This is a genomic window from Streptomyces sp. DSM 15324 (assembly GCF_001514285.1).
Lineage (GTDB): Bacteria > Actinomycetota > Actinomycetes > Streptomycetales > Streptomycetaceae > Streptomyces.
Map to the genome: position 1 here is coordinate 832,837 of NZ_KQ949025.1, position 23,390 is coordinate 856,226.

A 23,390-nucleotide genomic window follows, 5' to 3' on the forward strand; every position below is an offset into this window, starting at 1 on the left:
GGATGGCTGTGAGGGGGGTCACATCCCGGAGCCGCCGAAGACGATCAGCGGCGGCTCCCGTCCCTCAGCTCACTTACCGACGTTCTGTTCCGCCCAGATCGTCTTGCCGCCCCGGGTGCCGGGGCGGGTCCCCCAGCGTTCGGTGAGCTGGGCGACCAGCAGCAGGCCCCGGCCGCCCTCGTCGTAGGTGCGGGCCCGCCGCATGTGCGGGGCGGTGCCGCTGGCGTCGGAGACCTCGCAGATCAGGGCACGGTCGTGGATCAGGCGGAGCTGGACCGGCGGTTCGGCGTGCCGGATCGCGTTGGTGACCAGCTCGCTGACGATCAGCTCGGTGACGAAGGCCGCGTCGGTCAGCCCCCAGGACTCCAGGCACGCGATCACGTTCTTGCGGGTCTCTGCGACGGCGGCCGGGTCCGGCTGCACGTCCCAGATCGCGACCCGGGAGGCGTCGAGGCCCCGGGTGCGGGCGACGAGCAGCGCCACGTCGTCGGCGGGCCGCTGCGGCAGCATCCCGCCGAGGACCGTGTCGCACAGGTCGTCCAGCGAGGCGGCGGGCCGGGCGAGGCTGCTGCACAGCAGGGCCACGCCGTCGTCGCCGTCGTCGCCGTCTTCACCGCCGTCGCTCGTGCCCGCGCGGGTGCCTGCCCGGGTGCCTGCCCGGGTACCCGTGCCCGCGTCCTCGGCGGACGGGTCGGTCCGGCGGCTGCGGGAGTCGAGCAGTCCGTCGGTGTAGAGGGCGAGCACACTGCCCTCGGGCAGGTCGAACTCCACCGACTCGAAGGGGAGTCCGCCCAGCCCCAGCGGCGGCCCGGCGGGCAGGTCGAGCAGCTCCACCCTGCCGTCCGGGCTGACCAGCGCCGGCAGCGGGTGCCCGGCCCGGGCGAGCGCACACCGCCGGGAGACGGGGTCGTAGACCGCGTACAGGCAGGTCGCGCCCACGTCCCCGGCGGTCTCGTTCTCGGCGGCCTCCGCCTCGGTGGCCAGTCTCGCCACCAGGTCGTCGAGGTGGGTGAGGAGTTCGTCCGGCGGCAGATCGATGTCGGCCAGGGTCCGTACGGCCGTCCGCAGCCGCCCCATGGTCGCCGAGGCGTGGATGCCATGGCCCACCACGTCCCCCACGACCAGGGCCACCCGCGCCCCGGACAGCGGGATCACGTCGAACCAGTCGCCGCCCACCCCGGCCCGGGCACCGGCCGGCAGATAGCGGGAGGCGACCTCCACCGCCGACTGCTCGGGCAGCCGCTGCGGCAGCAGACTGCGCTGGAGCGTGACCGCCGTACCCCGGGCACGGGTGTAGCGCCGGGCGTTGTCGATGCAGATGGCCGCCCGGGCGGCCAGCTCCTCGGCGAGCACCAGGTCGTCGTCCTCGAACGGGTCGGGACGCCGGTGCCGGGCGAGGACGACCACCCCGAGGGTCGTCCCGCGCGCCGACAGGGGTACGGCCATCACGGAGTGGAAGCCGAAGTCGCGGATCCGGGCGGTGCGCAGCGGATCGCCGGCGACCCAGGGCGGCAGCGCGGCCGGGAACACCCGGCGGTACAGGCCCCGCCCCGACCGCAGGCTCTCCACCGGTGGCGAGCCCTCCGGGTACGCGTCCACGTCGCCCAGCGCGAGGACCGCCTCGGGGACGCCCGGCAGCACGGACTGGTGGGCGACCCGCCGCAACGTCAGCGGCGCCCCGGCCGTGGCCGGGGCGCCCGCCCCGCCGCCCTCGGTGCCCACCCCGGCTCCCCCGGTCCCCCAGGCTCCCCCGCCTTCCTCGAAGGAGGTCAGCAGATCGACGCTGAGGAAGTCGGCCAGGTCCGGCACCGCCACGTCCGCCAGTTCCTGCGCCGTCCGCGTGACATCGAGGGTGCTGCCGATCCGCGAGCTGGCCGCGGCGATCAGCTGGAGGCGTTTGCGCGCCCAGTACTGGTCGGTCACGTCGTGCCCGGTGGCGGCCACCCCGAGCACCCGGCCGTCGCCCGGGTCCTCCACCCGGTAGAGCTGGACCGACCAGGCGTGCTCACGGTTCTCGCCGGGGGCACGGGCGTGGTTCTCGACGTACTGCGGTTCCCCCGTCTCCAGGGCGAGCCGCATCCGCCGCTCGACCGCCTCCGACACCGGGGTCGGGATCACGTCCGTCATCCGCAGCCCGCGTATTTCCTCCTCACCGAGGCCGAGGGCGCGCTGTGCGGCTCCGCTGGAGCGGCGGTAGCGCAGGTCGGTGTCGTACACCGAGGTCGCGCAGGACGGAGACTGCATCACGCCCCGCCACAGCAGGGCGTCGTCGTCGGGCCGCGGGGTGCCGGCCACGGCGGAGACCAGCAGCCAGTCACGGCTGCCGTCCTCCGCCGTACGGTGGTGGGCCAGAACCCTGGCCACCAGCCGGCGGCCGGACCGGTGCAGGAGCGTGAGCGTGCCGTGCCACCGTGGCGGCCCGGCCGTCGGGGGAAACTCCTGCGGAACCGGCCGCTCGGCCAGCAGCAGCACCGCCGGCCGCCCCACGATCTCCTCCGGCGGGTAACCGAGAAGCCGCTCGGCACCGTCGTTCCACCCGGTCACCGTGCCGAGTTCGTCGATGGTCACCCGGGCGCTGAGTGCCTCCATGGCCGCTCATCTCGCTCTCCTGCGTGACGCTCTCCTGCCTTACACATGTCGCACTTGGGCACTATTACCCATTCGTACCACTGTTCAGGCGGCCACGTGGGTGTGCGCCTCCGCCTCGTCCAGCAGGTCGGCCAGCGAGGCGCGCGCCCGGGCCACCCGGGAGCGGACCGTGCCCACCGGACAGTCGCTGACCTCGGCCGCCTCCGTGTACGGCAGCCCGAGCAGCTGGGTGAGGACGAACGCCTCCCGCCGCTCGTCCGGCAGCGCGGCCAGCAGGTCGAGCAGCACGATCCCGTCGTCGAACCCGGGCAGCCCGCGCGGCTGGGCCGACTCCACGGCGAGCTGCCAGTCCGGTACGTCGGCGTGGCGCGGCCGGGCGGAGGCGTACCGGTAGCTGTCGGCCACCGCGCGGCGGGCGATGGACAGCAGCCAGGAACGCGCCGAGGAACGGCCCTCGAACCGGTGCAGACTGGCGAGCGCCCGCAGAAAGGTGTCCTGGGCGAGGTCGTCCACAGCCTGGGGATCGCCGCACAGATGGGCGACGTACCGCAGCACGTCCCGGTGCAGCGCCCGCACGAACCGCTCGACGGCGCCCGGGTCGCCACCGCGCGCGGCCAGCGCCCAGGCCGTGATCGAGTCGTCACGGGACGACTCGGGGTGCGACGCAAGGCCGGGGGAGACAGAGGTGATCACCTGAGGGTGTCCTTCTCGGTCGTCCGGAAGCCGGGACCGTGGGCCCGGTCCGGATACGGGGAGACGGCCCCACGGCGCCTGCGCGCGCGTACGGCCGAAGCCCGGGGCGCACAGGGGCGGCCCGGGTCACCGGCTGCCGTCAGACGGCAGCGGCTCCCACGGGCGGACCCCGAGAAGTGATCGCGTGGACGAGGAGGAGCCGCGGCACCCGCTCGCGGTGGCGGCGGCGCGGCCGGACCCGCGGGCGTGCGGGCGCGAGGGGCAGGGCGAGCAGCAGCCGCAGCGGCGCCGCGAGCCGGCCGGCCACCGCCCGCAGCACGCGGAACGCGGCGCGCTCACCGTGGGCCAGCCACAGCCCGCACAGCAGCGCGGCCAGCAGGTGGGCGGCGAACATCCCCGACGAGGAGGAGCCGACCACGTTCAGCAGGACCCCGCGGCCACCGCTCCCGGCGTGACTCATGTGGCCCATGCCGACCATGTGCGCCATGTCCATGCCCTGCATGGACGTGGTCATGGAAGGCACAGTCGGCGGCTGCGCGCCCGTGTCCGCGCCCACCGTCTGGGCGTACTCGAACGCCCGGTGCAGCAGCGCCTGGGCGGCCACCACGACCGCGACCACCGACGCGGGCCCCCGTTCACGGCCGGCCAGGCACCAGCCCGCCGCGCCGGTCACGGCCGCACCGGCGGCCAGGGCCCAGACGGGGACGTGGTCGCCGGACATCAGGACGTGGCCCAGGGCGGCGAGCAGCACACAGACGGCCGCGAACATCGCGGCACGCAGTGTGCGTGTGCACCACCCGGCAGTCATGGCGCCTCATCCTCGCATCCGCAGGGCCCCTCGGGCGGTGGTACGCGATCCCGCGCGTCCGCGCTCATCCGCCGCCGCTACCCCGGAGGAGGGGAACCGGCCGTCCGGGGTTCCCGATCACATGCGGGCGGGACCCAGGCGGCGCGCCGGCAGGGGGCGGGCCGGAGCCCGGCGGTGAGCGTCGTACGCCGTTCGCCCGGTCACAACCCCCCGCCCACCGTGAACCCGATCACGGAGCCACCGCCCGCCCGCCGGTGGGCGAAGGGGGCGCCGCCGTGGGAGAGGGCCACCTCCCGCACGATCGACAGGCCGAGGCCGGATCCGGGCAGGGAGCGGGCGTCGGCGGCGCGGTAGAAACGGTCGAAGACACGGGTCAGGTCCTCGACGGCGATGCCGGGCCCGCGGTCGAGGACCTCGACGCGGACGACGCCGGGCCGGGCGGGCCCGGTGACGGAGATCTCGACGGGCGCCACGCCCTCGCGGTCGAACTTGGTGGCGTTCTCCACGAGGTTGGACACGGCCCGCTGGAGCATGCCGGGCCGGCCGTCGGTCGTGGTGTCGCCGCTCGCCCGGACCTGGATCACCCGTCCGGTGCGGCGCCGGGCGAGCACCGCGACCTCCTCGGCGATGTCGGCGATGTCCACTTTCTGCGGGGGTTCGTTGTCGGCCTGGCCGGCGGCGAGGTCGACGAGTTCGTTGACCAGGTCGGTCAGCTCACGGGCCTCCTGGGTGAGGTCGGCGACCAGGTCCTCACGCATGGCGGGCGGCAGCTCGTCGATCCGCCGCAGCAGCGAGATGTTCGTCCGCAGCGAGGTCAGCGGCGTGCGCAGCTCGTGCCCCGCGTCCTGCACCAGGCGCCGCTGGTCCTCCTCCGACTGGGCGAGCCGGCCCAGCATCCGGTCGAAGGCCCGGCCGAGCCGGCCCACCTCGTCGTAGCCGGTGACCGGAACCTGCACACCGAGCCGCCGGGTCCGGGCGACGTCCTCGGCGGCGGTGGTGAGGATGACCAGACGGTGGGTGATGCGCCGGGCCAGCCACCAGCCGAACAGGCCCGCGGCGAGGACGACGGCGGTCATCAGGATCAGGGTGCGCTGCTGGAGCGCCCGCAGCAGGTCCTCGGTGTCGCTGAACTCCTGCGCCACCTGCACCGCGCCGCGCCCGCCGCCGAGCGCGACGGTCGCGACCCGGTACACGTCGCTGCCGACGTCCACGTCCTTGTGCACGGCCATCCGCCCGGCCGCCTGGGCCATCGCGACCTTCCGGTCGGCGGGCACCACGGGCAGCCGCGGACTGCCGCTGTCGACGACCGTCCCGTCGGCCCCGAGCACCTGCACATTGGTCCGCGCGGGCCGCACGATGTCGTGCCCGGGCGCCGCGGAGGAGAAGTCCTCCGGCGCCATCGCGTGCCCGCGCACCTCGTCCCGCAGATCCTGGACGACCTCGTCGAACACCGACTCCTGGTCGACCCGCACCAGCCGCGCCGCCGCCGAGTACGAGAACACCCCCACCAGCACGGTCACGGCGGCGGTCACCGCGGCGAACGACACGGCGAACGTCGTCCGCAGGGACACCAGCTTGGGCCGCGGCCCACCCAGCAGCCGCCGCAGCCGGCCCACTCAGTCCTCCCGGAGCACGTATCCGACGCCGCGCACCGTGTGGATCAGCGGGGAGGCGTCCGGGTGGTCGAGCTTGCGGCGGAGGTAGCCGACGTAGACGGCGAGGTTCTTGGAGCCGGGCCCGAAGTCGTAGCCCCAGATGCGGTCGTAGATCGTGGAGTGGTCGAGGACGATCCCGGCGTTGCGCACGAGGAGTTCCAGCAGTTCGAACTCGGTGCGGGTGAGCTCCAGCTCGCGCTCGCCCCGCCAGGCCCGCCGCGCCTGCGGGTCCATGCGCAGCCCGGCCGCCTCCAGGTACCGCTCGGGCGTCTGCCGCGGGGCGGCGGCGGTCTCCACCGGGACGGGGACCCCGCCGGGGTTGGTGCGCCGCAGCAGGGCCCGGAGCCTTGCGAAGACCTCCTCGACGTCGAACGGCTTGACGACGTAGTCGTCGGCGCCCGCGTCGAGCCCGGCGATCCGGTCGGCGGTCTCCACCAGCGCGGTCAGCATCAGGATCGGCGTGCGGTCGCCCTCGGCGCGCAGCACCCGGCAGACCTGGAGTCCGTCGATCCCGGGCATCATCACGTCGAGGACGAGCACGTCCGGCGGCGCCTTGTGGGCGTGGGCCAGCGCCTCGACGCCGTCGGCGACCGCGGTGACCTGGTACCCCTCCAGGGCCAGGGCGCGTTCCAGGGCGTGGCGGATGGCGCGGTCGTCTTCGGCGAGCAGCAGCGTGGGAGGCACGAGGCCAGTCTGCCAAGCTTTCCGGGTCGGACGACCTGATGATCTTCCTTCCGCCGGGCTTCTTACTGGCCTCTCACTCAGCCGGAGGCAACCTCATCCCGCGGGCCGCAGCGCGGCGAGCTGCTCGGCGAACGGTACGACGTCGAAGGCGTCCTTCACCGGTTCGGGCTCACGCACCGCCGACAGCCCGCCCATCAGCGCCGCCAGCTCTCCCGCGGCCCGCTCGATCCGCTCCGGCAGCCCCTCGGCGCCCCAGTCCTCCGAGGCGGCGTAGACCGCGGTCGGGACGACGACGGCCCGCAGGTAGGCGAAGAGCGGGCGCAGGGCGTGCTCCAGGACGAGGGAGTGCCGGGCGGAGCCGCCGGTCGCCGCGATCAGCACCGGCTTCCCGGTCAGGGCGTCCGGGTCCAGCACGTCGAAGAACGACTTGAACAGTCCGCTGTACGACGCGGAGAACACCGGCGTGACGACGACCAGGCCGTCGGCGGCCGCGACCGCGTCCAGGGCGGCGGCGAGTGTGCGGCCGGGGAAGCCGTTGGTGAAGTGGTGCGCGATCTCCACCGCGAGGTCGCGCAGCTCCACGATCTCGGTGTCCACCGGCGTCCGCGCCCCGACCGCCTGGGCGAGCCGGTCGGCGAGCAGCCGGGTCGACGAGGGGACGCTCAGGCCTGCCGAGACGACGACGAGCTTCATGCCACGGTCTCCTTCCGTGCGGCCGCGAGCAGCGACTGGTGGGTGGGCGCGTCCGGCACCTCGGCCGGGCGCCCCTTGGCGAACTCCTTGCGCAGCACCGGCACGACCTCCTCGCCGAGCAGGTCGAGCTGCTCCAGGACGGTCTTCAGGGGCAGGCCGGCGTGGTCGAGCAGGAACAGCTGGCGCTGGTAGTCGCCGGCGTACTCGCGGAAGGCGAGGGTCTTCTCGATGACCTGCTCGGGGGTGCCGACGGTCAGCGGGGTCTGGTCGGTGAAGTCCTCCAGGGACGGGCCGTGCCCGTAGACCGGCGCGTTGTCGAAGTACGGACGGAACTCGCGCACCGCGTCCTGCGAGTTCTTCCGCATGAACACCTGACCGCCCAGGCCCACGATGGCCTGCTCGGGGGTGCCGTGCCCGTAGTGGGCGTACCGGGAGCGGTACAGCTCGACCATGCGCTTGGTGTGGTCGGCGGGCCAGAAGATGTTGTTGTGGAAGAAGCCGTCGCCGTAGTAGGCGGCCTGCTCGGCGATCTCGGGGGACCGGATGGAGCCGTGCCAGACGAACGGCGGGACGTCGTCGAGGGGCCTCGGCGTGGAGGTGAACCCCTGGAGCGGGCTGCGGAACGTGCCCTCCCAGTCCACGACGTCCTCCCGCCACAGCCGGCGCAGCAGGGCGTAGTTCTCGATGGCGAGGTTGATGCCCTGGCGGATGTCCTGGCCGAACCAGGGGTAGACGGGACCGGTGTTGCCGCGGCCCATCATCAGGTCCACCCGGCCGTCGGCCAGGTGCTGGAGCATCGCGAAGTCCTCGGCGATCTTCACCGGGTCGTTGGTGGTGATGAGGGTGGTGGAGGTGGAGAGGATCAGCTTCTCCGTCTGCGCGGCGACGTACCCGAGCATGGTGGTCGGCGAGGAGGGCACGAACGGCGGGTTGTGGTGCTCCCCGGTCGCGAAGACGTCGAGCCCGACCTCCTCCGCCTTCAGCGCGATGGCGACCATGGCCTTGATCCGCTCCCGCTCACTCGGCGTACGGCCGGTCGTCGGGTCCGGCGTCACATCGCCCACCGTGAAGATCCCGAACTGCATGGTCGCTCAACCTCCAAAGTTGTTGACCGTTCAACTATACCCCTTGAACGACCCCGGGGGCCCGGCTATTCCCCACTTCGGAGGAGGGCTGGGGGCGGGCCGGGGCAGGGCTTGGGGATGAGGTGGCCGGGGGTGGGCTGGGGGCATGCCGGGGCAGGCCAGAGGGTCAGGCCAGGATCAGCCCGGGGGCCCGGCCGGGGCCAGACCCGGGGGTACGGCCCGCGGGCAGGCCGGGGCAGGCCCAAGGGGCCCGGATCAGGCCTCGGGGCCAGGCCGGGGGCCAGACCCGGCGCCAAGCCCACAGCCAACCCGAGGCCAGACCGGCACCAAGCCCACAGCCAACCCGAGGCCAGACCGGCACCAAGCCCACAGCCAACCCGAGGCCAGACCGGCACCAAGCCCACAGCCAGCCCAGGGTCAGCCCAGGGACGGCAGGCCAAGGCCGGCCCAGCGCGACAAGCTGCCGGGGGCACGCCAGGGCAGGCGAGCCGGGGCGGCCCGGGCCCCGATCAGGCGCACCGGTTCAGCCCAGAGGGAGCGCGTCCATGTACGCGTTCGACGGCTTGCGTACCTTCTTCAGCGCGTGGGCGTCCAGGGCCACCGCCGCCGACGACGTGCCCAGCCCGCCGCCCGGGTGCCAGGTCCCGGTGACCGTCACCCACGTGTCCGCCTTCGGCGTCGTGCCGCCGTACACCCGTACCTTCAGCGTGGTGGCGTCCGCCGCGCAGCAGCTGATGAGGATCCGCGTCAGGTACCACCCGCCCCCCTCGGCCGGCGACGCGAACCCCGTCAGCTGCACCGCGCGCCCCTTGATCGCCCGGCTGCGGTCCTGCTGCACCCGCTGGGTGAACCCGGTCAGCGTGATCGGCAGCGGCGAGGTCGCCGGCAGCGGATCGAACCCGTCGTCCTCCACCGCGACCACCTTGGCCGGCTCCCGCGCCGCCGTGTACGAGCCGAGCGCGGGCGGCGCGTAGAACAGCAGGCTCAGCACCGGCAGGAACAGCAGCCACGCGACGCGCGGGACCCGGGAGTGGTCATGCCCGTGACCGTGGTCCTCACCCCGCGCGCCCTGTCCGTCCCCTCGGCGCGCGGCCAGCGCCTCCAGGACCCCGAGCCCCACCAGCACCACACCCGACACGACCAGCAGCCACCGCATCCCCGGCTTCACGAACCGCAGGTACTCGTCCGTGAACAGCGCGGTCTGCAACAGCCCCAGCCCGCTCAGCAGCAGCAACGCCACCCGCACGAACCGCTTCACAGCAGCACCCCTCCCACGATCGCACTGCACACCACCGCGACGACCACCGTCGCCGAGGAGAACCGCACCGCGAAGGCCCGGCCGAACGTCCCCGCCTGCAACGCGATCAGCTTCAGATCGACCATCGGCCCGACCACCATGAACGCCAGCCGCGCCACCGGCGAGAACCCGCTCAGCGAGGCCGCCACGAACGCGTCCGCCTCACTGCACACCGCCAGCAGGATCGCCAGCGCCGCCAGGAACAGCACCGACAGCCACGGCGACCCCGAGAACACCTCCAGCACCGACCGCGGCACCGCCACGTTGAAGGTCGCCGCCGCCATCGCCCCGACCACCAGGAAGCCCCCCGCGTGCAGGAAGTCGTGCTGGAAACCCTGCCGGAACTCCTCCCAGCGGCTGTGCCCCGCCCGGTGCCCGGTGTGCCGCACGGCCGGCCGCAGCCACTCCTCGCGCCCCAGCCAGAGCCACAGCCAGCCCATCACGGCCGCCGTCACCAGCGAGGCCAGCAGCCGGGCCAGCACCATCTGCGGACTGCCCGGGAACGCCACCGCCGTCGCCGTCAGCACCACCGGGTTGATCGCGGGCGCGGACAGCAGGAACGCGAACGCCGCCGCCGGAGTCACCCCCCGCCCGATCAGACTGTTCGCCACCGGCACCGAAGCGCACTCGCACCCCGGCAGCACCACCCCCGCCGCCCCCGCCACCGGCACCGCCAGCGCGGGCCGCTTCGGCAGCAGCCGGCTGAACACGCTCGCCGGCACGAACGCGTTGATCGCCCCCGACAGCGCCGTCCCCAGCAACAGGAACGGCAGTGCCTGCACGGTCACCGCCAGACACACCGTCCGCCACGCCTGCACGGCCGGCTCCTCCAACGACCGGCCGACGACCACCAGCACCGCCCCCGGCAGTACCGCCGCCCCCAGCAGCACCAGAGGCCAGTGCCGCGGCAGCCCCGGCCCGGCCCCCCGCACGGACCCGGTCCCGGCCGTCTCGGCCGCCGCCTCAGCCTCGGCCGCCTCAGCCGCCGCCTCGGCCTCCCGCACCTGCCGGCGGGCCTGCACCACCCCGAACTCCAGCGTCTCGGAGTCCCGGAAGTCCGGTATGCCGGAGCCCCGTACGCCCGTGTCCCGCATGTCCCCTACACCCGGCCTTCCCGCAGTCGTGCGATCCGCTCCCCGTGGAACTCCACCGTCCGACGCATGTGCCGCACGATCACGGCCAGCTCCGCGTCCGGCAGATCCGCGAACAGGGGCGTGCGGTCCCCGCCCAGCCGCTTCCACATCCTCCCGAACTCCGCGATCCGCTCCGGCACCGGCGCCACCAGCACCCGCCGCCGGTCGGCCGCGTCCCGCTCCCGGACCACGTACCCCGACCGCTCCAGCCGGTCCACCAGCCGCGTCGCCGACCCCGTCGTCAGCCCGGTCAGCTCGGCCACCCGGCCCGCCGTCACCGGTTCCGGCTCCAGCGTCAGCAGGTTCAGACACTGCAGATCGGTCGGATGCAGCCCGAGCCGGTCCGCCAGGGCCTGGTTGAACAGGGCGTACGACGCCACGTACCGCCGGGAGACCACGGACAGCTCGTCCAGCAGACCCGCCCGCCCGTTCCCGGACATCGCCCAACCCCTTCGTCAGCGCCGCCTGCCGAGATCGTACTCAGGGACCTCACGGCCCTCAGAAGTAGTAGGTGTCCCCGGTGTCCAGCACCAGCACCTGCTGCCGGTCGTTGGCCCGGTTGCGGTCCACCGCCCCGCCCGCCCACACCGTGTCCACGTCCAGCGTCGCCTCCGCCGGCCGCCCCCGCAGCCGTACCCCCAGCTCGATCCGCTCCCCCAGCGTGTCCGCCGCGAGCGGCCCCGTACGGCACACCACCGACCGCTCCCCCGTCCGCGCACACCCCTGCGGCAGCCGCTGGCCGCGCGCCGCCAGCGGCACCGACCAGCGCAGCCGGACCGTCGCGTCGGCCACGTCCGCCGGACCGTGGTTCCGCGGCGTCAGCCGTACGTCGACCCGCCCGCCGTGCAGGACCGCGAACCCGTGGTACGACAGATCGGCCTCGGCCTCGGCCGCGTCCCCCGCCACCGCGGGCGAGCCCACCGCCAGTACCCCCATGGCCCCCCACACGGCGAGCCCCCGCATCCTGCGCATGCCACCACTCCTTGCGTCGGCCGGTCCTACCGGTGGGATGTATCCCACGGCGAGCGAGCGGTGAGGCGCCCTCCAACAGGTGACGCGGCCACCCGTGCGAGGCTGAACGCCATGACGGTCCTCCGCTCCGCCGCCCTCTTCGTCCTCGCCGCCCTCTTCGAGATCGGCGGCGCCTGGATGGTCTGGCAGGGCGTGCGCGAGCAGCGCGGCTGGCTCTGGGCCGGCGGCGGCGTCCTCGCCCTCGGCGCCTACGGCTTCGTCGCCACCTTCCAGCCCGACGCCCACTTCGGCCGCGTCCTCGCCGCGTACGGCGGGATCTTCGTCGCCGGCTCGATCCTGTGGGGCGTGGTCGCCGACGGTTTCCGCCCCGACCGCTGGGACGTCACGGGCGCGCTGGTCTGCCTCGCGGGCATGGCCGTGATCATGTGGGCCCCGCGCGGCGGGTGAACGCCTCCGCGCCGGTGCCGACAGTGGTCCACCTCACGGACACCCCGGCACCCGTCCCCCGATTCCCACCTATCCTGGCCGGACGGCCTTTCGAGGCCGGTCGTCCTTCCGCGCCAGCCCGATCGCGTAGCCCGAGGAGCAGTCCCATGGCCACCGCCGCCCCGTCCGCCGCCTCCCGCATCGCCGTCGTCACCGGTGCGAGCAGCGGAATCGGCGCCGCCACGGCCCGCCGCCTCGCCGCCGCCGGCTACCGCGTCGTCCTCACCGCCCGCCGCAAGGACCGTATCGAGGCGCTGGCCGAGGAGATCGTCGCGGCGGGCGGCTCGGCGACCGCGTACCCGCTGGACGTCACGGACCGCGCCGCTGTCGACGAGTTCGCCACCGCCTTCACCACCATCGGCGTCCTGGTCAACAACGCGGGCGGGGCGCTCGGCGCCGACCCGGTGGCCACCGGCGACCCCGCCGACTGGCGCGCGATGTACGAGACGAACGTCATCGGCACCCTCAACCTCACCCAGGCCCTGCTGCCCAAGCTCGACGCGAGCGGCGACGGCACGATCGTCGTCGTCTCCTCCACCGCCGGCCACGGCACCTACGAGGGCGGCGCCGGCTACGTCGCCGCCAAGCACGGCGCGCACGTCCTCGCCGAGACCCTCCGCCTGGAGATCGTCGGCCGGCCGGTCCGCGTCATCGAGATCGCCCCCGGCATGGTCAAGACCGACGAGTTCGCCCTCACCCGCTTCGGCGGCGACGAGGACAGGGCCGCCAAGGTCTACGAGGGCGTCGCCGACCCTCTCACCGCCGACGACGTCGCCGACACCATCGCCTGGACGGTGACCCGGCCCAGCCACGTCAACGTCGACCTGCTGGTGCTGCGCCCCCGCGCCCAGGCCTCGAACACCAAAGTCCACCGGGAGCTGTGATGGCGGCCAAGGAGCCCCGGGGTCCGCACGACGAACGCCAGATGTGGTGGTGGCTCGGCTACTTCCTCTTCGGCATCCACATCGTGGCGTTCGTCATGATCTACGCGGTGCGGCACGCGAAGTGACCGCTCACGGCGCCTGACACCGCGGGTCGTCGACGATCACCGCGTTGGCCGGAATGACGATCACCTCGTCCTCGTCCTCCTGCTGCACGAACTTCGTCGTCGCGTACCCCCGCTTGCCCTTCCCCACGCACTTGGTGGCGAGGTTGCCGAACCCGTCGGGGAAGTTGTAGACCTCGGCCGCCGTGTCCTCACCCGCCCGCCCCGCCACCGGGGCGTCGGCCTTCCCCCGCTCGTCGTAGTACTGCTGCGACGCGCACCCGCCGAGCGCGAGAGCGAGCACGGCCACCGCCCCGGCGGCCCTCAGCCCCCGCACGACTTGTCCTCCACGATCTGTACGTTCGACGGCCCCGTCGCGTTGGTCGTCACATACGCCCGGAACCCGTGCCCCACGCACTTGGTGGCGAGGTTGCCGAACCCGTCCGGCATGTTGAACACCTCGGCAGGAGTGTCGTCCCCCGCCTTCCCGGCGACCGGGGCGTCCCCCCTCCCCCGCTTGTCCTCGTACTCCTGCGAACACCCCGCGAGCAGAGTGCCCACGACGAGCACGAGCCCCGCCACCGCCACCGAACCACGCATCCGCTGCATTCGACACCCCCGTGTCCACGACCCGAACCGGCCAGCCTAAGACACCAGTTCACCCCCATCCGGTTCCGCACCTTCCGCATAGGCTCACGCCGTGGACAGACATCTCACCTTCGACAGCCTGCACAACTTCCGCGACCTGGGCGGCTACCGCACCACCGACGGCGCGGCCCGGGCAGCCCGTACGCGGTGACACTCCTGGAGAAACGGCTGTAGCGCGTTGCCCTCGCCCGGTGACGAGAACAACGCGCCGGCCGTGTGAGGCAGGTCAGCCCTTCACGCAGACGACCTGCTTCAGCTTCGCCACGACCTCGACCAGGTCCCGCTGCTGGTCGATGACCTGGTCGATCGACTTGTAGGCACCCGGGATCTCGTCCACGACGCCGGAGTCCTTACGGCACTCCACGCCCCGCGTCTGCTCCTCCAGGTCCTTCGTCGAGAAGCGCCGCTTGGCCGCGTTACGGCTCATGCGCCGACCCGCGCCGTGCGAGGCGGAGTTGAAGGCCTTCTCGTTGCCGAGGCCCTTCACGATGTACGAACCGGTGCCCATGGAACCGGGGATGATCCCGTATTCGCCGGCTCGAGCACTGATCGCTCCCTTGCGGGTGACGAGCAGGTCCATGCCCTCGTAGCGTTCGCGGCTCACGTAGTTGTGGTGGCAGCTCACCTCGGGCTCGAAGGTGACCCGGGCCTTCCTGAACTCCTTGCGGAGAACGTCCTTGAAGAGGGCCATCATGAGCGACCGGTTGAACCTGGCGTACTCCTGCGCCCAGTAGAGGTCGTTCTGGTATGCGGCCATCTGCGGGGTGTCGGCGACGAAGACCGCAAGGTCACGGTCGATCAGGCCCTGGTTGTGCGGGAGCTTCTGAGCCACTCCTATGTGGTGCTCGGCCAGTTCCTTGCCGATGTTCCTCGATCCGGAGTGCAGCATGAGCCAGACATATCCGGACGTATCTACACAAACCTCACAGAAGTGGTTGCCCGCGCCAAGTGTCCCCATCTGCTTGGTGGCACGTTCCTGACGGAACTTCACCGCCTCCGCAACCCCGTCGAACCGCCTCCAGAAGTCGTCCCACCCGGCGGTGGCGAACCCGTGGAACTCCCCCGGGTCCACGGGGTCGTCATGCATCCCCCGCCCCACCGGAATCGCCTGCTCGATCTTCGAGCGCAGGCGGGACAGGTCCCCCGGCAGGTCGTTCGCCGTCAGGGACGTCTTCACCGCGGACATCCCGCAGCCGATGTCCACGCCGACCGCCGCCGGGCAGACCGCGCCCTGCATCGCGATGACCGACCCGACCGTCGCGCCCTTGCCGTAATGGACGTCCGGCATCACGGCGAGGCCCTTGATCCACGGCAGGGTGGCGACGTTGCGCAGCTGCTGGAGCGCCACGTCCTCCACCGACGCCGGGTCGGTCCACATCCGGATCGGTACCTTCGCGCCCGGCATCTCTACATATGACATATCGCCCTCAATCCCCCGGATACCCAACAGAAGCCTCAAGTCGCAAAACCGGCGCCAAGATCAACGAATGGGACATCGGACCGGCGGCCACGGTGTTGCGTGCGATACACATTGTCTGCTGGGGCCGCCCCCGTCCGGCAAGCGATTAAGCAGCGGGGACACTGGACCCAAGATCGCCACCCGCTCGCCCCGTGAACCGTCGAGAGGAGCCGACCGTGCACCGGAAGGCCTACGTATCCGGCATCGCCGCACTCCTCGCGGCGCTGCTGGCCGGCTGCACCGGCAGTTCGGACAACGGCGGTTCCACGGACGACTCCAACCCCGGCGATGCCGGCACCGCCTCGGCCGCCGCGCGGCCCGGCAAGTACACGACCCTGCCCGAGGCATGCAGCGCCGTCGGCCGCCCCACGCTCGACTCCCTGCTGCCCGGCATCGCACAACTCATCGACGACAAGCAGCGCGAGACCGCCTACGACGGCGAGGCGACGCTGACGTTCGACACGGACCGCAAGGTCGGCTGCCGTTGGAAGGTGCAGTCGGCGGACGCCACGGACCATCTCTTCGTCGACCTCGAACGCGTCGTCTCCTACGACAACTCCGTCAGCGACGACGACGAGGCCGAGGAGCTGTTCGCACGGAAGGTCACCGCAGCCGACATCCCGCAGCCCGCGGCCTCCGAGTCCGGCACGGGGTCCCCTTCCGGTACCGCGTCCTCTTCGTCCAGCACACCCCCTTCGCCCCCTTCCTCCCCCTCGTCCTCCCCCTCGGCCTCCGGCTCCGGCTCGGCGGGCGCCTCCCCCTCCTCCACCCCCACCGACCTCCAGCCCCGCCTGCTGGACGACCTCGGTGACGAGGCGTTCGTGAACGACGTGCTCAGCAGCTCGGGTTCCACGGTCAAACAGCGCACGGTGACTGTGGCGTTCCGCACGTCCAACGTCATCGTGACCATCGAGTACGAGGAGCAGCCGGCGACGGTCGGACCCGTCCCCGACAGCAAGGAAATGCAGGACAAAGCCCGGAAACTGGCTTCTCGGCTCGCCGACTCCCTGGCCGGATAACGGCCTTCGGCGCCGGCCTCCGGCGGGTCCGCACAGCGGGTGAAGCGGAACCGCACAGCTGTCCCACCGCGTACCGTGGCCCCTCGGACCCGATCCGACCGCAGGAACCACGAGCGTCATGAGTGAAGGAACCATGCAGCGACGAGCCCAGCGAGACGACCAGTTTGACCAGCGCGCCACCCGCACGGGAGGCCTGAACCGCGTCCTGGCCGCCGCGCTCGCGGTGCCGGTGATGGTGTTCGCCGCGGCGTGCTCCTCGGACTCCGGCTCGGACTCGGGCTCGGCCGGCGCCGCCTCCGCCGCGGACGGCGCGCAGGGCACGGGCGGTTCCGTCGACACCGCCGCGACCACCGCTCCCGCCGTCCAGGCGGCCGCGTACGCGACGCTGCCGGGCGCCTGCAAGGTGCTGTCGAAGAAGACGCTGACGGAACTGGTCCCGAAGGGCACGTCCTCCGGCAAGGAGGGCGACTCCTCCGACACCGGCGCCCGCGCGAGCTGCTCCTGGTCCAGCCTGGACAACAACGGGGTGAAGGGGTCGCAGTTCCGCTGGCTCAACGTCTCCCTGCTGCGGTTCGAGTCGGACGCGGCGACCGGTGACGCCGAGTCCCAGGCGCAGTCGTACTACGCGAAGCAGGTCAAAGCCGCCCAGACGGTGACGGACGCCAAGAACGCCAGGACGGAGACGGTCACCGGCACGGGCGACCAGGCGACGGTGGTGCGCTACGACCTGAAGAAGAAGGAAGGCGCCTTCAAACAGCAGACGGTCGTGGCCCGCGTCGAGAACGTCGTCATCACGCTCGACTACAACGGCGCGGGTCTGGCCGGCGAGAAGACGCCCAGCGGGGACACCCTGACGGCGTCCGCGAAGAAGGCGGCCCAGGAGGTCGTGGCGGCGGTCCGATCCGCCAACGGCGAGGGTGGCAACGGGGGTTCGGCGGCGACGACGAGTCCGTCGCAGTCCCCGTCGGCGTCGGGGTCCGCGCCCGCCACCCCGAAGCCGACGGCGACGGAGTCGGCTTCGGCGGCCGCGAAGGCCACGGCGTCCAAGGGCTCGTCCGCAAAAAGCTGACGGACCGGACACGCGTCCGACGTACACATGTGCCACCCTGTTGCGCGCAACAACACGCAAGGGGAGGGGAGTAGGTGTCCGCGCCAATCCAGCTGACTCGGATGCACCGCGTTCTCATAGGCGTGGTCGTGACCGGCGCCGTGATCATCGCCGGCATCGGCTTCGCCGGCTCGTACGCGGCCGTACGCGAGCTGGCCCTGAAGAAAGGTTTCGGGAACTTCTCGTACGTGTTCCCGATCGGCATCGACGCGGGGATCTGCGTCCTGCTCGCCCTGGATCTGCTCCTGACCTGGATCCGCATCCCCTTCCCCCTGCTGCGGCAGACGGCGTGGCTGCTGACGGCGGCCACGATCGCCTTCAACGGCGCGGCCGCCTGGCCTGACCCGCTGGGCACCGGCATGCACGCGGTGATCCCGATCCTGTTCGTGGTCTCCGTCGAGGCCGCCCGGCACGCGATCGGCCGGATCGCGGACATCACCGCGGACAAGCACATGGAGGGCGTCCGCATCACGCGCTGGCTGCTCTCGCCGGTGCCCACGTTCCTCCTCTGGCGCCGGATGAAGCTCTGGGAGCTGCGCTCCTACGACCAGGTGATCAAGCTGGAGCAGGAACGTCTCGTCTACCAGGCCCGCCTGCGCTCCCGCTTCGGCCGCGCCTGGCGCCGCAAGGCCCCGGTCGAGTCCCTGATGCCCCTGCGCCTGGCCCGCTACGGAGTCCCCCTCGCGGAGACGGCCCCCGCGGGCCTGGCGGCGGCGGGCATAGAACCGGCGGTACTTCCCCCGGCACCCCAGCACCAGGAGCTGCCGGCGGCGCCGATGATCGACGCGGGCACCCGTGCCGCCGCGGCTGCCCGGATGGGCGCGGAGGCACCCCCCGGCGGGCAGCGCGCCTTCCCCGGCGGCAGCCGGAACCCCGGGCCGCAGGCCTACGCCCCCGAGCCCGAGCCTTCCCCCGACCAGAGCCCCTGGTTCCAGACGCCGCCGCAGGAGATCGAGTACCACGGCGGCTACGACCCCAACTACGACCCCCCGTTCGACCCTGCCGAGCAGTACGACCAGTGGTACGAGCAGGAGCAGCAGGCCACGGAGTACCGGGAGCAGTACGAGGAGGAGCCCCCGGCCCCCGGCCAGGAACCGGCCCCGGAGGAGACCGGCACGTTCCCGATCCCGGTGGTTCCCGGTGGCCGCACCCGCGAGCTGGGCGAGGGCGGCGGCTCCCCCGAGCCCGACGAGGACGCGTACTACGAGATCTTCGTCCGCTCGATAGACGGCAGCTACCCCACGCCCCGTGTCCTCGGCGACAACATCCAGGCGACCTACGGCACGACGCTCACCCCGAGCGCGCTGAAGTCGCTGGCCGAGCGCTTCCAGCAGCGCCACTCGGTTCAGATGACGGAGGACCACATCGCGTAGGAACGCCCACGCACACGGGAAAGCGCCCGGTCCCCCAAGGCACCGGGCGCTTTCTCACACCGTCACCGGTGTCACCGGCGTCACTCGCCGAGCAGGCCCCGCACCCGCTCCTGCCCCACCGCCAGCAGCAGCGTGGGCAGTCGCGGACCGGTGTCGCGGCCGACGAGCAGGTGGTAGAGCAGCGCGAAGAACGTCCGCTGGGCGGTCTTGATCTCCGGCGGCAGATCCTTGGGCGTGGCGTCGGCCGGGAACCCGGCCTGGACCTTCGGGACGCCGTAGACGAGGTGGGTCAGTCCGTCCAGCGACCAGTTCTCGGCGAGCCCGTCCAGCAGCAGCCGCAGGGACTGCTGGGACGCCTCGTCGAGGGACTTCAGCAGTTCGGCGTCGGGCTGCTCGCGCACGACGGTCCGCTGGTCGGCGGGGACGTAGGTGTTGATCCAGGCCTCGGCCTTGTCGTAGCGCGGCCGGGCCTCGTCGAGGGCGGTGAGCGGGTCGGCGGGGTCGAGTTCGCTCAGGATCCGCAGCGCCTGGTCCTCGTGCCCGGCGGTGATGTCGGCGACGGAGGCGAGCGTCCGGTACGGCAGGGCGCGCGCCGTCCGCGGCAGCTCGCCCTCGGCGGTCCGCACCGCACGGGAGTGGGCGGCCACGTCGGCCGGCAGGGCGGAGCCGTCGGCGACCTTCGCGTCGAGCTTGTCCCACTCGTCGTAGAGGCGCTGGATCTCCTGGTCGAAGGCGATCTTGAAGGACTGGTTGGGGCGGCGGCGGGCGTAGAGCCAGCGCAGGAGCTGCGGCTCCATGATCTTCAGCGCGTCGGCGGGGGTCGGCACGCCGCCCCGCGAGGAGGACATCTTGGCCATGCCGGTGATGCCGACGAAGGCGTACATCGGGCCGATGGGCTGCTCGCCGCCGAAGATGCCGACGATCTGGCCGCCGACCTGGAAGGAGGAACCGGGCGAGGAGTGGTCGACGCCGGAGGGCTCGAAGATCACGCCCTCGTAGGCCCAGCGCATGGGCCAGTCGACCTTCCAGACGAGCTTGCCGCGGTTGAACTCGTTCAGCCGGACGGTCTCGGAGAAGCCGCAGGCTGTGCAGGAGTACGTCAGCTCGGTGGAGTCGTCGTCGTAGGCGGTGACGGTGGTCAGGTCCTTCTCGCAGTTGCCGCAGTACGGCTTGTACGGGAAGTACCCGACGGACCCGGCGCCGGAGCTGCCGTCGTCCTCGCTCGCCGCGCCGGAGCCCTCGGCGGCCTCCAGCTCGGCCTCGTCGACCGGCTTCTGCGACTGCTTGGCGGGCGCCTTCTTCGTGCGGTACTGGTCGAGGATCGCGTCGATCTCGGCGCGGTGCGCGACGGCGTGCAGCACCTGGTCGCGATAGACGCCGGCCGTGTACTGCGCGGTCTGGCTGATGCCGTCGAACTCCACGCCCAGTTCACCGAGCGAGGCGACCATCGCGGCCTTGAAGTGCTCGGCCCAGTTCGGGTACGAGGACCCGGCCGGCGCGGGCACCGAGGTCAGCGGCTTGCCGATGTGCTCGGCCCACGACTTGTCGACCCCGTCGATGCCCTCCGGCACCTTGCGGTAGCGGTCGTAGTCGTCCCAGGAGATCAGGTGGCGGACCTGGTGGCCGCGGCGCCGGATCTCGTCGGCGACCAGGTGCGGGGTCATGACCTCGCGGAGGTTGCCGAGGTGGATGGGACCCGAGGGCGACAGTCCGGAGGCGACGACGACAGGTTTGCCGGGGGCCCGACGCTCCGACTCCTCGATGACCTCGTCCGCGAAACGGGAGACCCAGTCGGTGGTCTCGGTGCTCTGAGCCACGATCGGCACGTCCTTCTTTTCCGGGGCAGTCGATACGGTCAAACGGCCGCGCCCCCAGTTTAGGCGGCGCAGCCGCCTCCCAGGGGCGCGGGGAACCGCGCGACAAGCCCCCACCGGTCCGCGGCCAGAAAACCGCTTCATCCCTCATGGGATACTGACCACGTCTATCTGATCCCCTCGAGGAGAACGGCCCTTTCCCATGGCCCCGGTCAAGTCCCTCAGCGACTCCGTCAACCAGCACCTCGCCTCCGCCCTCGCTTCCGCCCTCCCGGAAGCCGACGGAGTCGACCCGCTGCTGCGCCGAAGCGACCGGGCCGACTTCCAGGCCAACGGCATCCTGGCCCTCGCCAAGAAGGCGAAGGCCAACCCGCGGGAGCTGGCGACGCAGGTCGTCTCCCGCATCGCCACCGGCGCCGAGCTGATCCAGGACGTCGAGGTCTCCGGCCCCGGCTTCCTCAACATCACGCTCGCGGACCGGGCGATCACCACGAACCTGGCCGCGCGGTACGCGGACGGCGACCGGCTCGGCGTGCCGGCCAAGGCGGACCCGGGCACCACGGTCATCGACTACGCGCAGCCGAACGTGGCGAAGGAGATGCACGTCGGCCACCTGCGCTCGGCGGTGATCGGCGACGCCCTGCGCGGCATGCTCGACTTCACCGGCGAGAAGACGATCGGCCGGCACCACATCGGCGACTGGGGCACCCAGTTCGGCATGCTCATCCAGTACCTGATCGAGAACCCGGACGCGCTGTCCGCGGAGACCGACACGGACGGCGAGCAGGCCATGTCGAACCTGAACCGGGTCTACAAGGCCTCGCGCGCGGTCTTCGACGCCGACGAGTCCTTCAAGGAGCGGGCGCGCAAGAGGGTCGTGGCCCTCCAGTCCGGCGACAAGGAGACCCTGGACTTCTGGCAGCGGTTCGTGGACGAGTCGAAGGTCTACTTCTACTCCGTCTTCGAGAAGCTCGACATGGAGATCCGCGACGACGAGATCGTCGGCGAGTCGGCGTACAACGACGGCATGCCCGAGACGGCCCGGCTGCTGGAGGAGATGGGGGTCGCGGTCCGCTCGGAGGGCGCGCTCGTCGTGTTCTTCGACGACATCCGCGGCAAGGACGACCAGCCGGTCCCGCTGATCGTCCAGAAGGCCGACGGCGGCTTCGGCTACGCGGCCTCCGACCTCACCGCGATCCGCAACCGGGTCCAGGAGCTGCACGCCACGTCCCTGATCTACGTCGTGGACGTCCGCCAGTCCCTGCACTTCAAGATGGTCTTCGAGACGGCCCGCCGGGCGGGCTGGCTCACCGACGACGTCACCGCGCACAACATGGGCTACGGCACCGTGCTGGGCGCGGACGGCAAGCCGTTCAAGACGCGTGAGGGCGAGACCGTCCGCCTGGAGGACCTGCTGGACGAGGCGGTGCAGCGGGCCGCCGAGGTCGTCCGGGAGAAGGCGCAGGACCTCACCGAGGCCGAGATCCAGGAGCGGGCCGCCCAGGTCGGCATCGGCGCGGTGAAGTACGCGGACCTGTCGACGTCGGCCAACCGCGACTACAAGTTCGACCTGGACCAGATGGTCTCGCTGAACGGCGACACCTCCGTCTACCTCCAGTACGCGTACGCCCGTATCCAGTCGATCCTGCGCAAGGCGGGAGACGTACGGCCGGCCGCGCACCCGGAGCTGGACCTGCACACGGCGGAGCGGGCGCTGGGCCTGCACCTGGACGCGTTCGGCGACACGGTCTTCGAGGCGGCGGCGGAGTACGCTCCGCACAAGGTGGCGGCGTATCTGTACCAGTTGGCGTCGCTGTTCACGTCGTTCTACGACAAGTGCCCGGTGATCAAGCCCCAGCCGCCGAAGGACGTGGCGGAGAACCGCCTCCTCCTGTGCGACCTGACCGCCCGCACACTCCACCAGGGCATGGCCCTGCTGGGCATCAGGACGCCCGAGAAGCTCTGAGCGTCCAACGCTCCTGCTCGGCGCCGGTCCGCTGCTGACCGGCGCCGCCCGGGCGGCTTGTCCTGTGGCAAGATCACGGAATGCTGAGACTGACCGACTTCATCATCGACTGCCCGGACACGATGAAGCTGGCTGCTTTCTACTCCGGGGTGACGGGCCGTCCGATCAAGGAAGGCAGTTCCGAGGACTGGGCCGGCATCCAGTTCGGCGAGATCGAGCTGGCGTTCATCCGGGTGGACGACTACCGCGCTCCGCAGTGGCCCGACAGCGAGCACCCCAAGCAGTTCCACCTCGACTTCGAAGTGGACGACATCGAGTCCGAGCAGCGCCGCGTCCTCGACCTCGGCGCGACACTGAGGCAGGACTTCATCGGCCCCGACGGTTACGGCTGGCGGATCTACACCGACCCGATCGGCCACCCCTTCTGCCTCTGCCGCAACAAGGGCGTCGTCTGGACCGACGAGGGCCCTACCTGGCCCAACTAGGGGCCGGCGAACTCGCACCACACCGCCTTGCCGAGCCCGCGTTCCCGAACCCCCCAATCGTCACTCAGCGCAGCCACCAGCAGCAGCCCCCGCCCGCCCTCACCCTCCGGCTCGACGACCCGGGGCACCCCCGGCCCGCTGTCGTGCACCTCGACGCGCAACGCCCGGCCGTCGTACCGCAGGAACAGCAGGAACTGACGGCCGGGCGGTACGCCGTGCAGCAGCGCGTTCGTCACCAGCTCGCTGACACACAGCAGCACGTCGTCGGCCCGCTCGGCCCCGGCGAGCCCCCACCCGGCGAGGGTCTCCGACGCGAACCGTCGCGCGGCGGGGACGGAACGCCGCTCACGGCGGAAGAACCTTTCGCACAGGGGCGGGAGTTGAATCGTCTCGTTCACGGGACAAGAGTCACGGAACGTGACTACCGTTGATCAGTGA

Annotated in this window: 25 protein-coding genes; 9 read left to right on the top strand and 16 right to left on the bottom strand. The window is 72.0% G+C overall.

All coding sequences use genetic code 11. The annotated features are described in order from the left end of the window. Nucleotides 1-69 precede the first annotated feature (69 nt). The 11 genes from AQJ58_RS14180 to AQJ58_RS14230 all read right to left on the bottom strand — a co-directional run bounded on the left by AQJ58_RS14180 (nucleotide 70) and on the right by AQJ58_RS14230 (nucleotide 11,609). The gene (locus AQJ58_RS14180) at nucleotides 70-2,589 is read right to left on the bottom strand and encodes a SpoIIE family protein phosphatase (protein ID WP_067249545.1); all 2,520 of its coding nucleotides are present in this window, start codon (nucleotides 2,587-2,589) and stop codon (nucleotides 70-72) included. 84 nt (nucleotides 2,590-2,673) lie between these two features. After that, a complete protein-coding gene (locus tag AQJ58_RS14185) occupies nucleotides 2,674-3,282 on the bottom strand; it encodes a sigma-70 family RNA polymerase sigma factor (protein WP_067249548.1) in 609 nt (202 codons plus the stop codon). A gap of 139 nt (nucleotides 3,283-3,421) precedes the next feature. Further along, nucleotides 3,422-4,090, bottom strand: coding sequence for a hypothetical protein (locus tag AQJ58_RS14190; RefSeq protein ID WP_067249551.1), 669 nt, complete (start codon nucleotides 4,088-4,090; stop codon nucleotides 3,422-3,424). Nucleotides 4,091-4,290: 200 nt separating this feature from the next. Beyond that, on the bottom strand, nucleotides 4,291-5,706 hold the full coding sequence (locus AQJ58_RS14195; protein WP_067249554.1) for a sensor histidine kinase: 1,416 nt from the start codon (nucleotides 5,704-5,706) through the stop codon (nucleotides 4,291-4,293). Beyond that, on the bottom strand, nucleotides 5,707-6,417 hold the full coding sequence (locus AQJ58_RS14200; RefSeq protein ID WP_067249780.1) for a response regulator transcription factor: 711 nt from the start codon (nucleotides 6,415-6,417) through the stop codon (nucleotides 5,707-5,709). 105 nt (nucleotides 6,418-6,522) lie between these two features. After that, nucleotides 6,523-7,122, bottom strand: coding sequence for an FMN reductase (locus AQJ58_RS14205; protein WP_067249556.1), 600 nt, complete (start codon nucleotides 7,120-7,122; stop codon nucleotides 6,523-6,525). Continuing rightward, nucleotides 7,119-8,207 carry an LLM class flavin-dependent oxidoreductase gene (locus AQJ58_RS14210; RefSeq protein ID WP_067249559.1) on the bottom strand — a complete coding sequence of 363 codons (1,089 nt, stop codon included), beginning with the start codon at nucleotides 8,205-8,207 and terminating at the stop codon, nucleotides 7,119-7,121. Before AQJ58_RS14210 ends, AQJ58_RS14205 begins: the two co-directional genes overlap by 4 nt. Before the next feature lie 523 nt (nucleotides 8,208-8,730). Next, nucleotides 8,731-9,465, bottom strand: coding sequence for a TIGR03943 family putative permease subunit (locus tag AQJ58_RS14215; protein WP_067249562.1), 735 nt, complete (start codon nucleotides 9,463-9,465; stop codon nucleotides 8,731-8,733). After that, nucleotides 9,462-10,598 carry a permease gene (locus tag AQJ58_RS14220; RefSeq protein ID WP_079078910.1) on the bottom strand — a complete coding sequence of 379 codons (1,137 nt, stop codon included), beginning with the start codon at nucleotides 10,596-10,598 and terminating at the stop codon, nucleotides 9,462-9,464. The genes AQJ58_RS14215 and AQJ58_RS14220 overlap by 4 nt, the downstream gene beginning before the upstream one ends. Nucleotides 10,599-10,603: 5 nt before the next feature. Next, complete coding sequence (locus AQJ58_RS14225) at nucleotides 10,604-11,077, bottom strand: MarR family winged helix-turn-helix transcriptional regulator (protein WP_067249565.1); 474 nt, start codon at nucleotides 11,075-11,077, stop codon at nucleotides 10,604-10,606. 58 nt (nucleotides 11,078-11,135) lie between these two features. Then, complete coding sequence (locus AQJ58_RS14230) at nucleotides 11,136-11,609, bottom strand: hypothetical protein (RefSeq protein WP_067249567.1); 474 nt, start codon at nucleotides 11,607-11,609, stop codon at nucleotides 11,136-11,138. 111 nt (nucleotides 11,610-11,720) lie between these two features. On the opposite strand from AQJ58_RS14230, the gene AQJ58_RS14235 reads away from it, so the two are divergent. From AQJ58_RS14235 to AQJ58_RS45335, 3 genes are all read left to right on the top strand, one after another. Continuing rightward, nucleotides 11,721-12,056 carry a YnfA family protein gene (locus AQJ58_RS14235; RefSeq protein WP_067249570.1) on the top strand — a complete coding sequence of 112 codons (336 nt, stop codon included), beginning with the start codon at nucleotides 11,721-11,723 and terminating at the stop codon, nucleotides 12,054-12,056. Nucleotides 12,057-12,202: 146 nt separating this feature from the next. Next, nucleotides 12,203-12,979 carry an SDR family NAD(P)-dependent oxidoreductase gene (locus AQJ58_RS14240; RefSeq protein ID WP_067249572.1) on the top strand — a complete coding sequence of 259 codons (777 nt, stop codon included), beginning with the start codon at nucleotides 12,203-12,205 and terminating at the stop codon, nucleotides 12,977-12,979. Then, the gene (locus AQJ58_RS45335) at nucleotides 12,979-13,104 is read left to right on the top strand and encodes a hypothetical protein (RefSeq protein ID WP_267892054.1); all 126 of its coding nucleotides are present in this window, start codon (nucleotides 12,979-12,981) and stop codon (nucleotides 13,102-13,104) included. The genes AQJ58_RS14240 and AQJ58_RS45335 overlap by 1 nt, the downstream gene beginning before the upstream one ends. A 4-nt stretch (nucleotides 13,105-13,108) precedes the next feature. Here the strand turns inward: AQJ58_RS45335 and AQJ58_RS14245 are convergent, their stop codons facing one another. Continuing rightward, complete coding sequence (locus AQJ58_RS14245; RefSeq protein WP_199844578.1) at nucleotides 13,109-13,417, bottom strand: hypothetical protein; 309 nt, start codon at nucleotides 13,415-13,417, stop codon at nucleotides 13,109-13,111. After that, nucleotides 13,405-13,680 carry a hypothetical protein gene (locus AQJ58_RS14250; RefSeq protein WP_199844579.1) on the bottom strand — a complete coding sequence of 92 codons (276 nt, stop codon included), beginning with the start codon at nucleotides 13,678-13,680 and terminating at the stop codon, nucleotides 13,405-13,407. The genes AQJ58_RS14245 and AQJ58_RS14250 overlap by 13 nt, the downstream gene beginning before the upstream one ends. Nucleotides 13,681-13,780: 100 nt before the next feature. Between AQJ58_RS14250 and AQJ58_RS44405 the strand changes: the two genes are divergently transcribed. Beyond that, nucleotides 13,781-13,879, top strand: coding sequence for a tyrosine-protein phosphatase (locus AQJ58_RS44405; RefSeq protein ID WP_234360041.1), 99 nt, complete (start codon nucleotides 13,781-13,783; stop codon nucleotides 13,877-13,879). A gap of 75 nt (nucleotides 13,880-13,954) precedes the next feature. Here AQJ58_RS44405 and AQJ58_RS14255 read toward each other — a convergent pair whose 3' ends face one another. Beyond that, nucleotides 13,955-15,148, bottom strand: a complete 1,194-nt coding sequence (locus AQJ58_RS14255; protein ID WP_067249576.1) for an RtcB family protein — start codon at nucleotides 15,146-15,148, stop codon at nucleotides 13,955-13,957. Between the two features lie 215 nt (nucleotides 15,149-15,363). Here AQJ58_RS14255 and AQJ58_RS14260 point away from each other — a divergent pair, with 215 nt between their 5' ends. The 3 genes from AQJ58_RS14260 to AQJ58_RS14270 all read left to right on the top strand — a co-directional run bounded on the left by AQJ58_RS14260 (nucleotide 15,364) and on the right by AQJ58_RS14270 (nucleotide 18,687). Continuing rightward, nucleotides 15,364-16,206, top strand: coding sequence for a hypothetical protein (locus AQJ58_RS14260; RefSeq protein WP_067249579.1), 843 nt, complete (start codon nucleotides 15,364-15,366; stop codon nucleotides 16,204-16,206). Between the two features lie 118 nt (nucleotides 16,207-16,324). Further along, complete coding sequence (locus AQJ58_RS14265; protein ID WP_079078911.1) at nucleotides 16,325-17,275, top strand: DUF3558 domain-containing protein; 951 nt, start codon at nucleotides 16,325-16,327, stop codon at nucleotides 17,273-17,275. A gap of 74 nt (nucleotides 17,276-17,349) precedes the next feature. Next, on the top strand, nucleotides 17,350-18,687 hold the full coding sequence (locus tag AQJ58_RS14270) for a DUF2637 domain-containing protein (RefSeq protein WP_079078912.1): 1,338 nt from the start codon (nucleotides 17,350-17,352) through the stop codon (nucleotides 18,685-18,687). A gap of 80 nt (nucleotides 18,688-18,767) precedes the next feature. On the opposite strand, the gene lysS is transcribed toward AQJ58_RS14270, so the two are convergent. Next, nucleotides 18,768-20,513, bottom strand: a complete 1,746-nt coding sequence (gene lysS / locus AQJ58_RS14275) for a lysine--tRNA ligase (protein WP_067249588.1) — start codon at nucleotides 20,511-20,513, stop codon at nucleotides 18,768-18,770. Between the two features lie 190 nt (nucleotides 20,514-20,703). On the opposite strand from lysS, the gene argS reads away from it, so the two are divergent. Together argS and AQJ58_RS14285 are read left to right on the top strand one after the other, a co-directional pair. Beyond that, the gene (gene argS / locus AQJ58_RS14280) at nucleotides 20,704-22,467 is read left to right on the top strand and encodes an arginine--tRNA ligase (RefSeq protein WP_067249592.1); all 1,764 of its coding nucleotides are present in this window, start codon (nucleotides 20,704-20,706) and stop codon (nucleotides 22,465-22,467) included. An 80-nt stretch (nucleotides 22,468-22,547) separates the two neighbouring features. Beyond that, nucleotides 22,548-22,952, top strand: coding sequence for a VOC family protein (locus AQJ58_RS14285; protein ID WP_067249595.1), 405 nt, complete (start codon nucleotides 22,548-22,550; stop codon nucleotides 22,950-22,952). Here AQJ58_RS14285 and AQJ58_RS14290 read toward each other — a convergent pair. After that, complete coding sequence (locus AQJ58_RS14290) at nucleotides 22,949-23,350, bottom strand: ATP-binding protein (protein WP_067249598.1); 402 nt, start codon at nucleotides 23,348-23,350, stop codon at nucleotides 22,949-22,951. The two genes, AQJ58_RS14285 and AQJ58_RS14290, sit on opposite strands and share 4 nt — an antisense overlap. Nucleotides 23,351-23,390 lie beyond the last annotated feature (40 nt).

What these genes read in the sequence shown, in the direction of transcription:
- AQJ58_RS14180 (WP_067249545.1), bottom strand. Translation starts at nt 2,589, where the DNA reads ATGGAGGCACTCAGCGCCCGGGTGACCATCGACGAACTCGGCACGGTG.
- AQJ58_RS14190 (WP_067249551.1), bottom strand. Translation starts at nt 4,090, where the DNA reads ATGACTGCCGGGTGGTGCACACGCACACTGCGTGCCGCGATGTTCGCG.
- AQJ58_RS14205 (WP_067249556.1), bottom strand. Translation starts at nt 7,122, where the DNA reads ATGAAGCTCGTCGTCGTCTCGGCAGGCCTGAGCGTCCCCTCGTCGACC.
- AQJ58_RS14210 (WP_067249559.1), bottom strand. Translation starts at nt 8,207, where the DNA reads ATGCAGTTCGGGATCTTCACGGTGGGCGATGTGACGCCGGACCCGACG.
- AQJ58_RS14220 (WP_079078910.1), bottom strand. Translation starts at nt 10,598, where the DNA reads ATGCGGGACACGGGCGTACGGGGCTCCGGCATACCGGACTTCCGGGAC.
- AQJ58_RS14225 (WP_067249565.1), bottom strand. Translation starts at nt 11,077, where the DNA reads ATGTCCGGGAACGGGCGGGCGGGTCTGCTGGACGAGCTGTCCGTGGTC.
- AQJ58_RS14230 (WP_067249567.1), bottom strand. Translation starts at nt 11,609, where the DNA reads ATGCGCAGGATGCGGGGGCTCGCCGTGTGGGGGGCCATGGGGGTACTG.
- AQJ58_RS14235 (WP_067249570.1), top strand. Translation starts at nt 11,721, where the DNA reads ATGACGGTCCTCCGCTCCGCCGCCCTCTTCGTCCTCGCCGCCCTCTTC.
- AQJ58_RS14240 (WP_067249572.1), top strand. Translation starts at nt 12,203, where the DNA reads ATGGCCACCGCCGCCCCGTCCGCCGCCTCCCGCATCGCCGTCGTCACC.
- AQJ58_RS45335 (WP_267892054.1), top strand. Translation starts at nt 12,979, where the DNA reads ATGGCGGCCAAGGAGCCCCGGGGTCCGCACGACGAACGCCAGATGTGG.
- AQJ58_RS14250 (WP_199844579.1), bottom strand. Translation starts at nt 13,680, where the DNA reads ATGCGTGGTTCGGTGGCGGTGGCGGGGCTCGTGCTCGTCGTGGGCACT.
- AQJ58_RS14255 (WP_067249576.1), bottom strand. Translation starts at nt 15,148, where the DNA reads ATGTCATATGTAGAGATGCCGGGCGCGAAGGTACCGATCCGGATGTGG.
- AQJ58_RS14265 (WP_079078911.1), top strand. Translation starts at nt 16,325, where the DNA reads ATGAGTGAAGGAACCATGCAGCGACGAGCCCAGCGAGACGACCAGTTT.
- argS (WP_067249592.1), top strand. Translation starts at nt 20,704, where the DNA reads ATGGCCCCGGTCAAGTCCCTCAGCGACTCCGTCAACCAGCACCTCGCC.
- AQJ58_RS14285 (WP_067249595.1), top strand. Translation starts at nt 22,548, where the DNA reads ATGCTGAGACTGACCGACTTCATCATCGACTGCCCGGACACGATGAAG.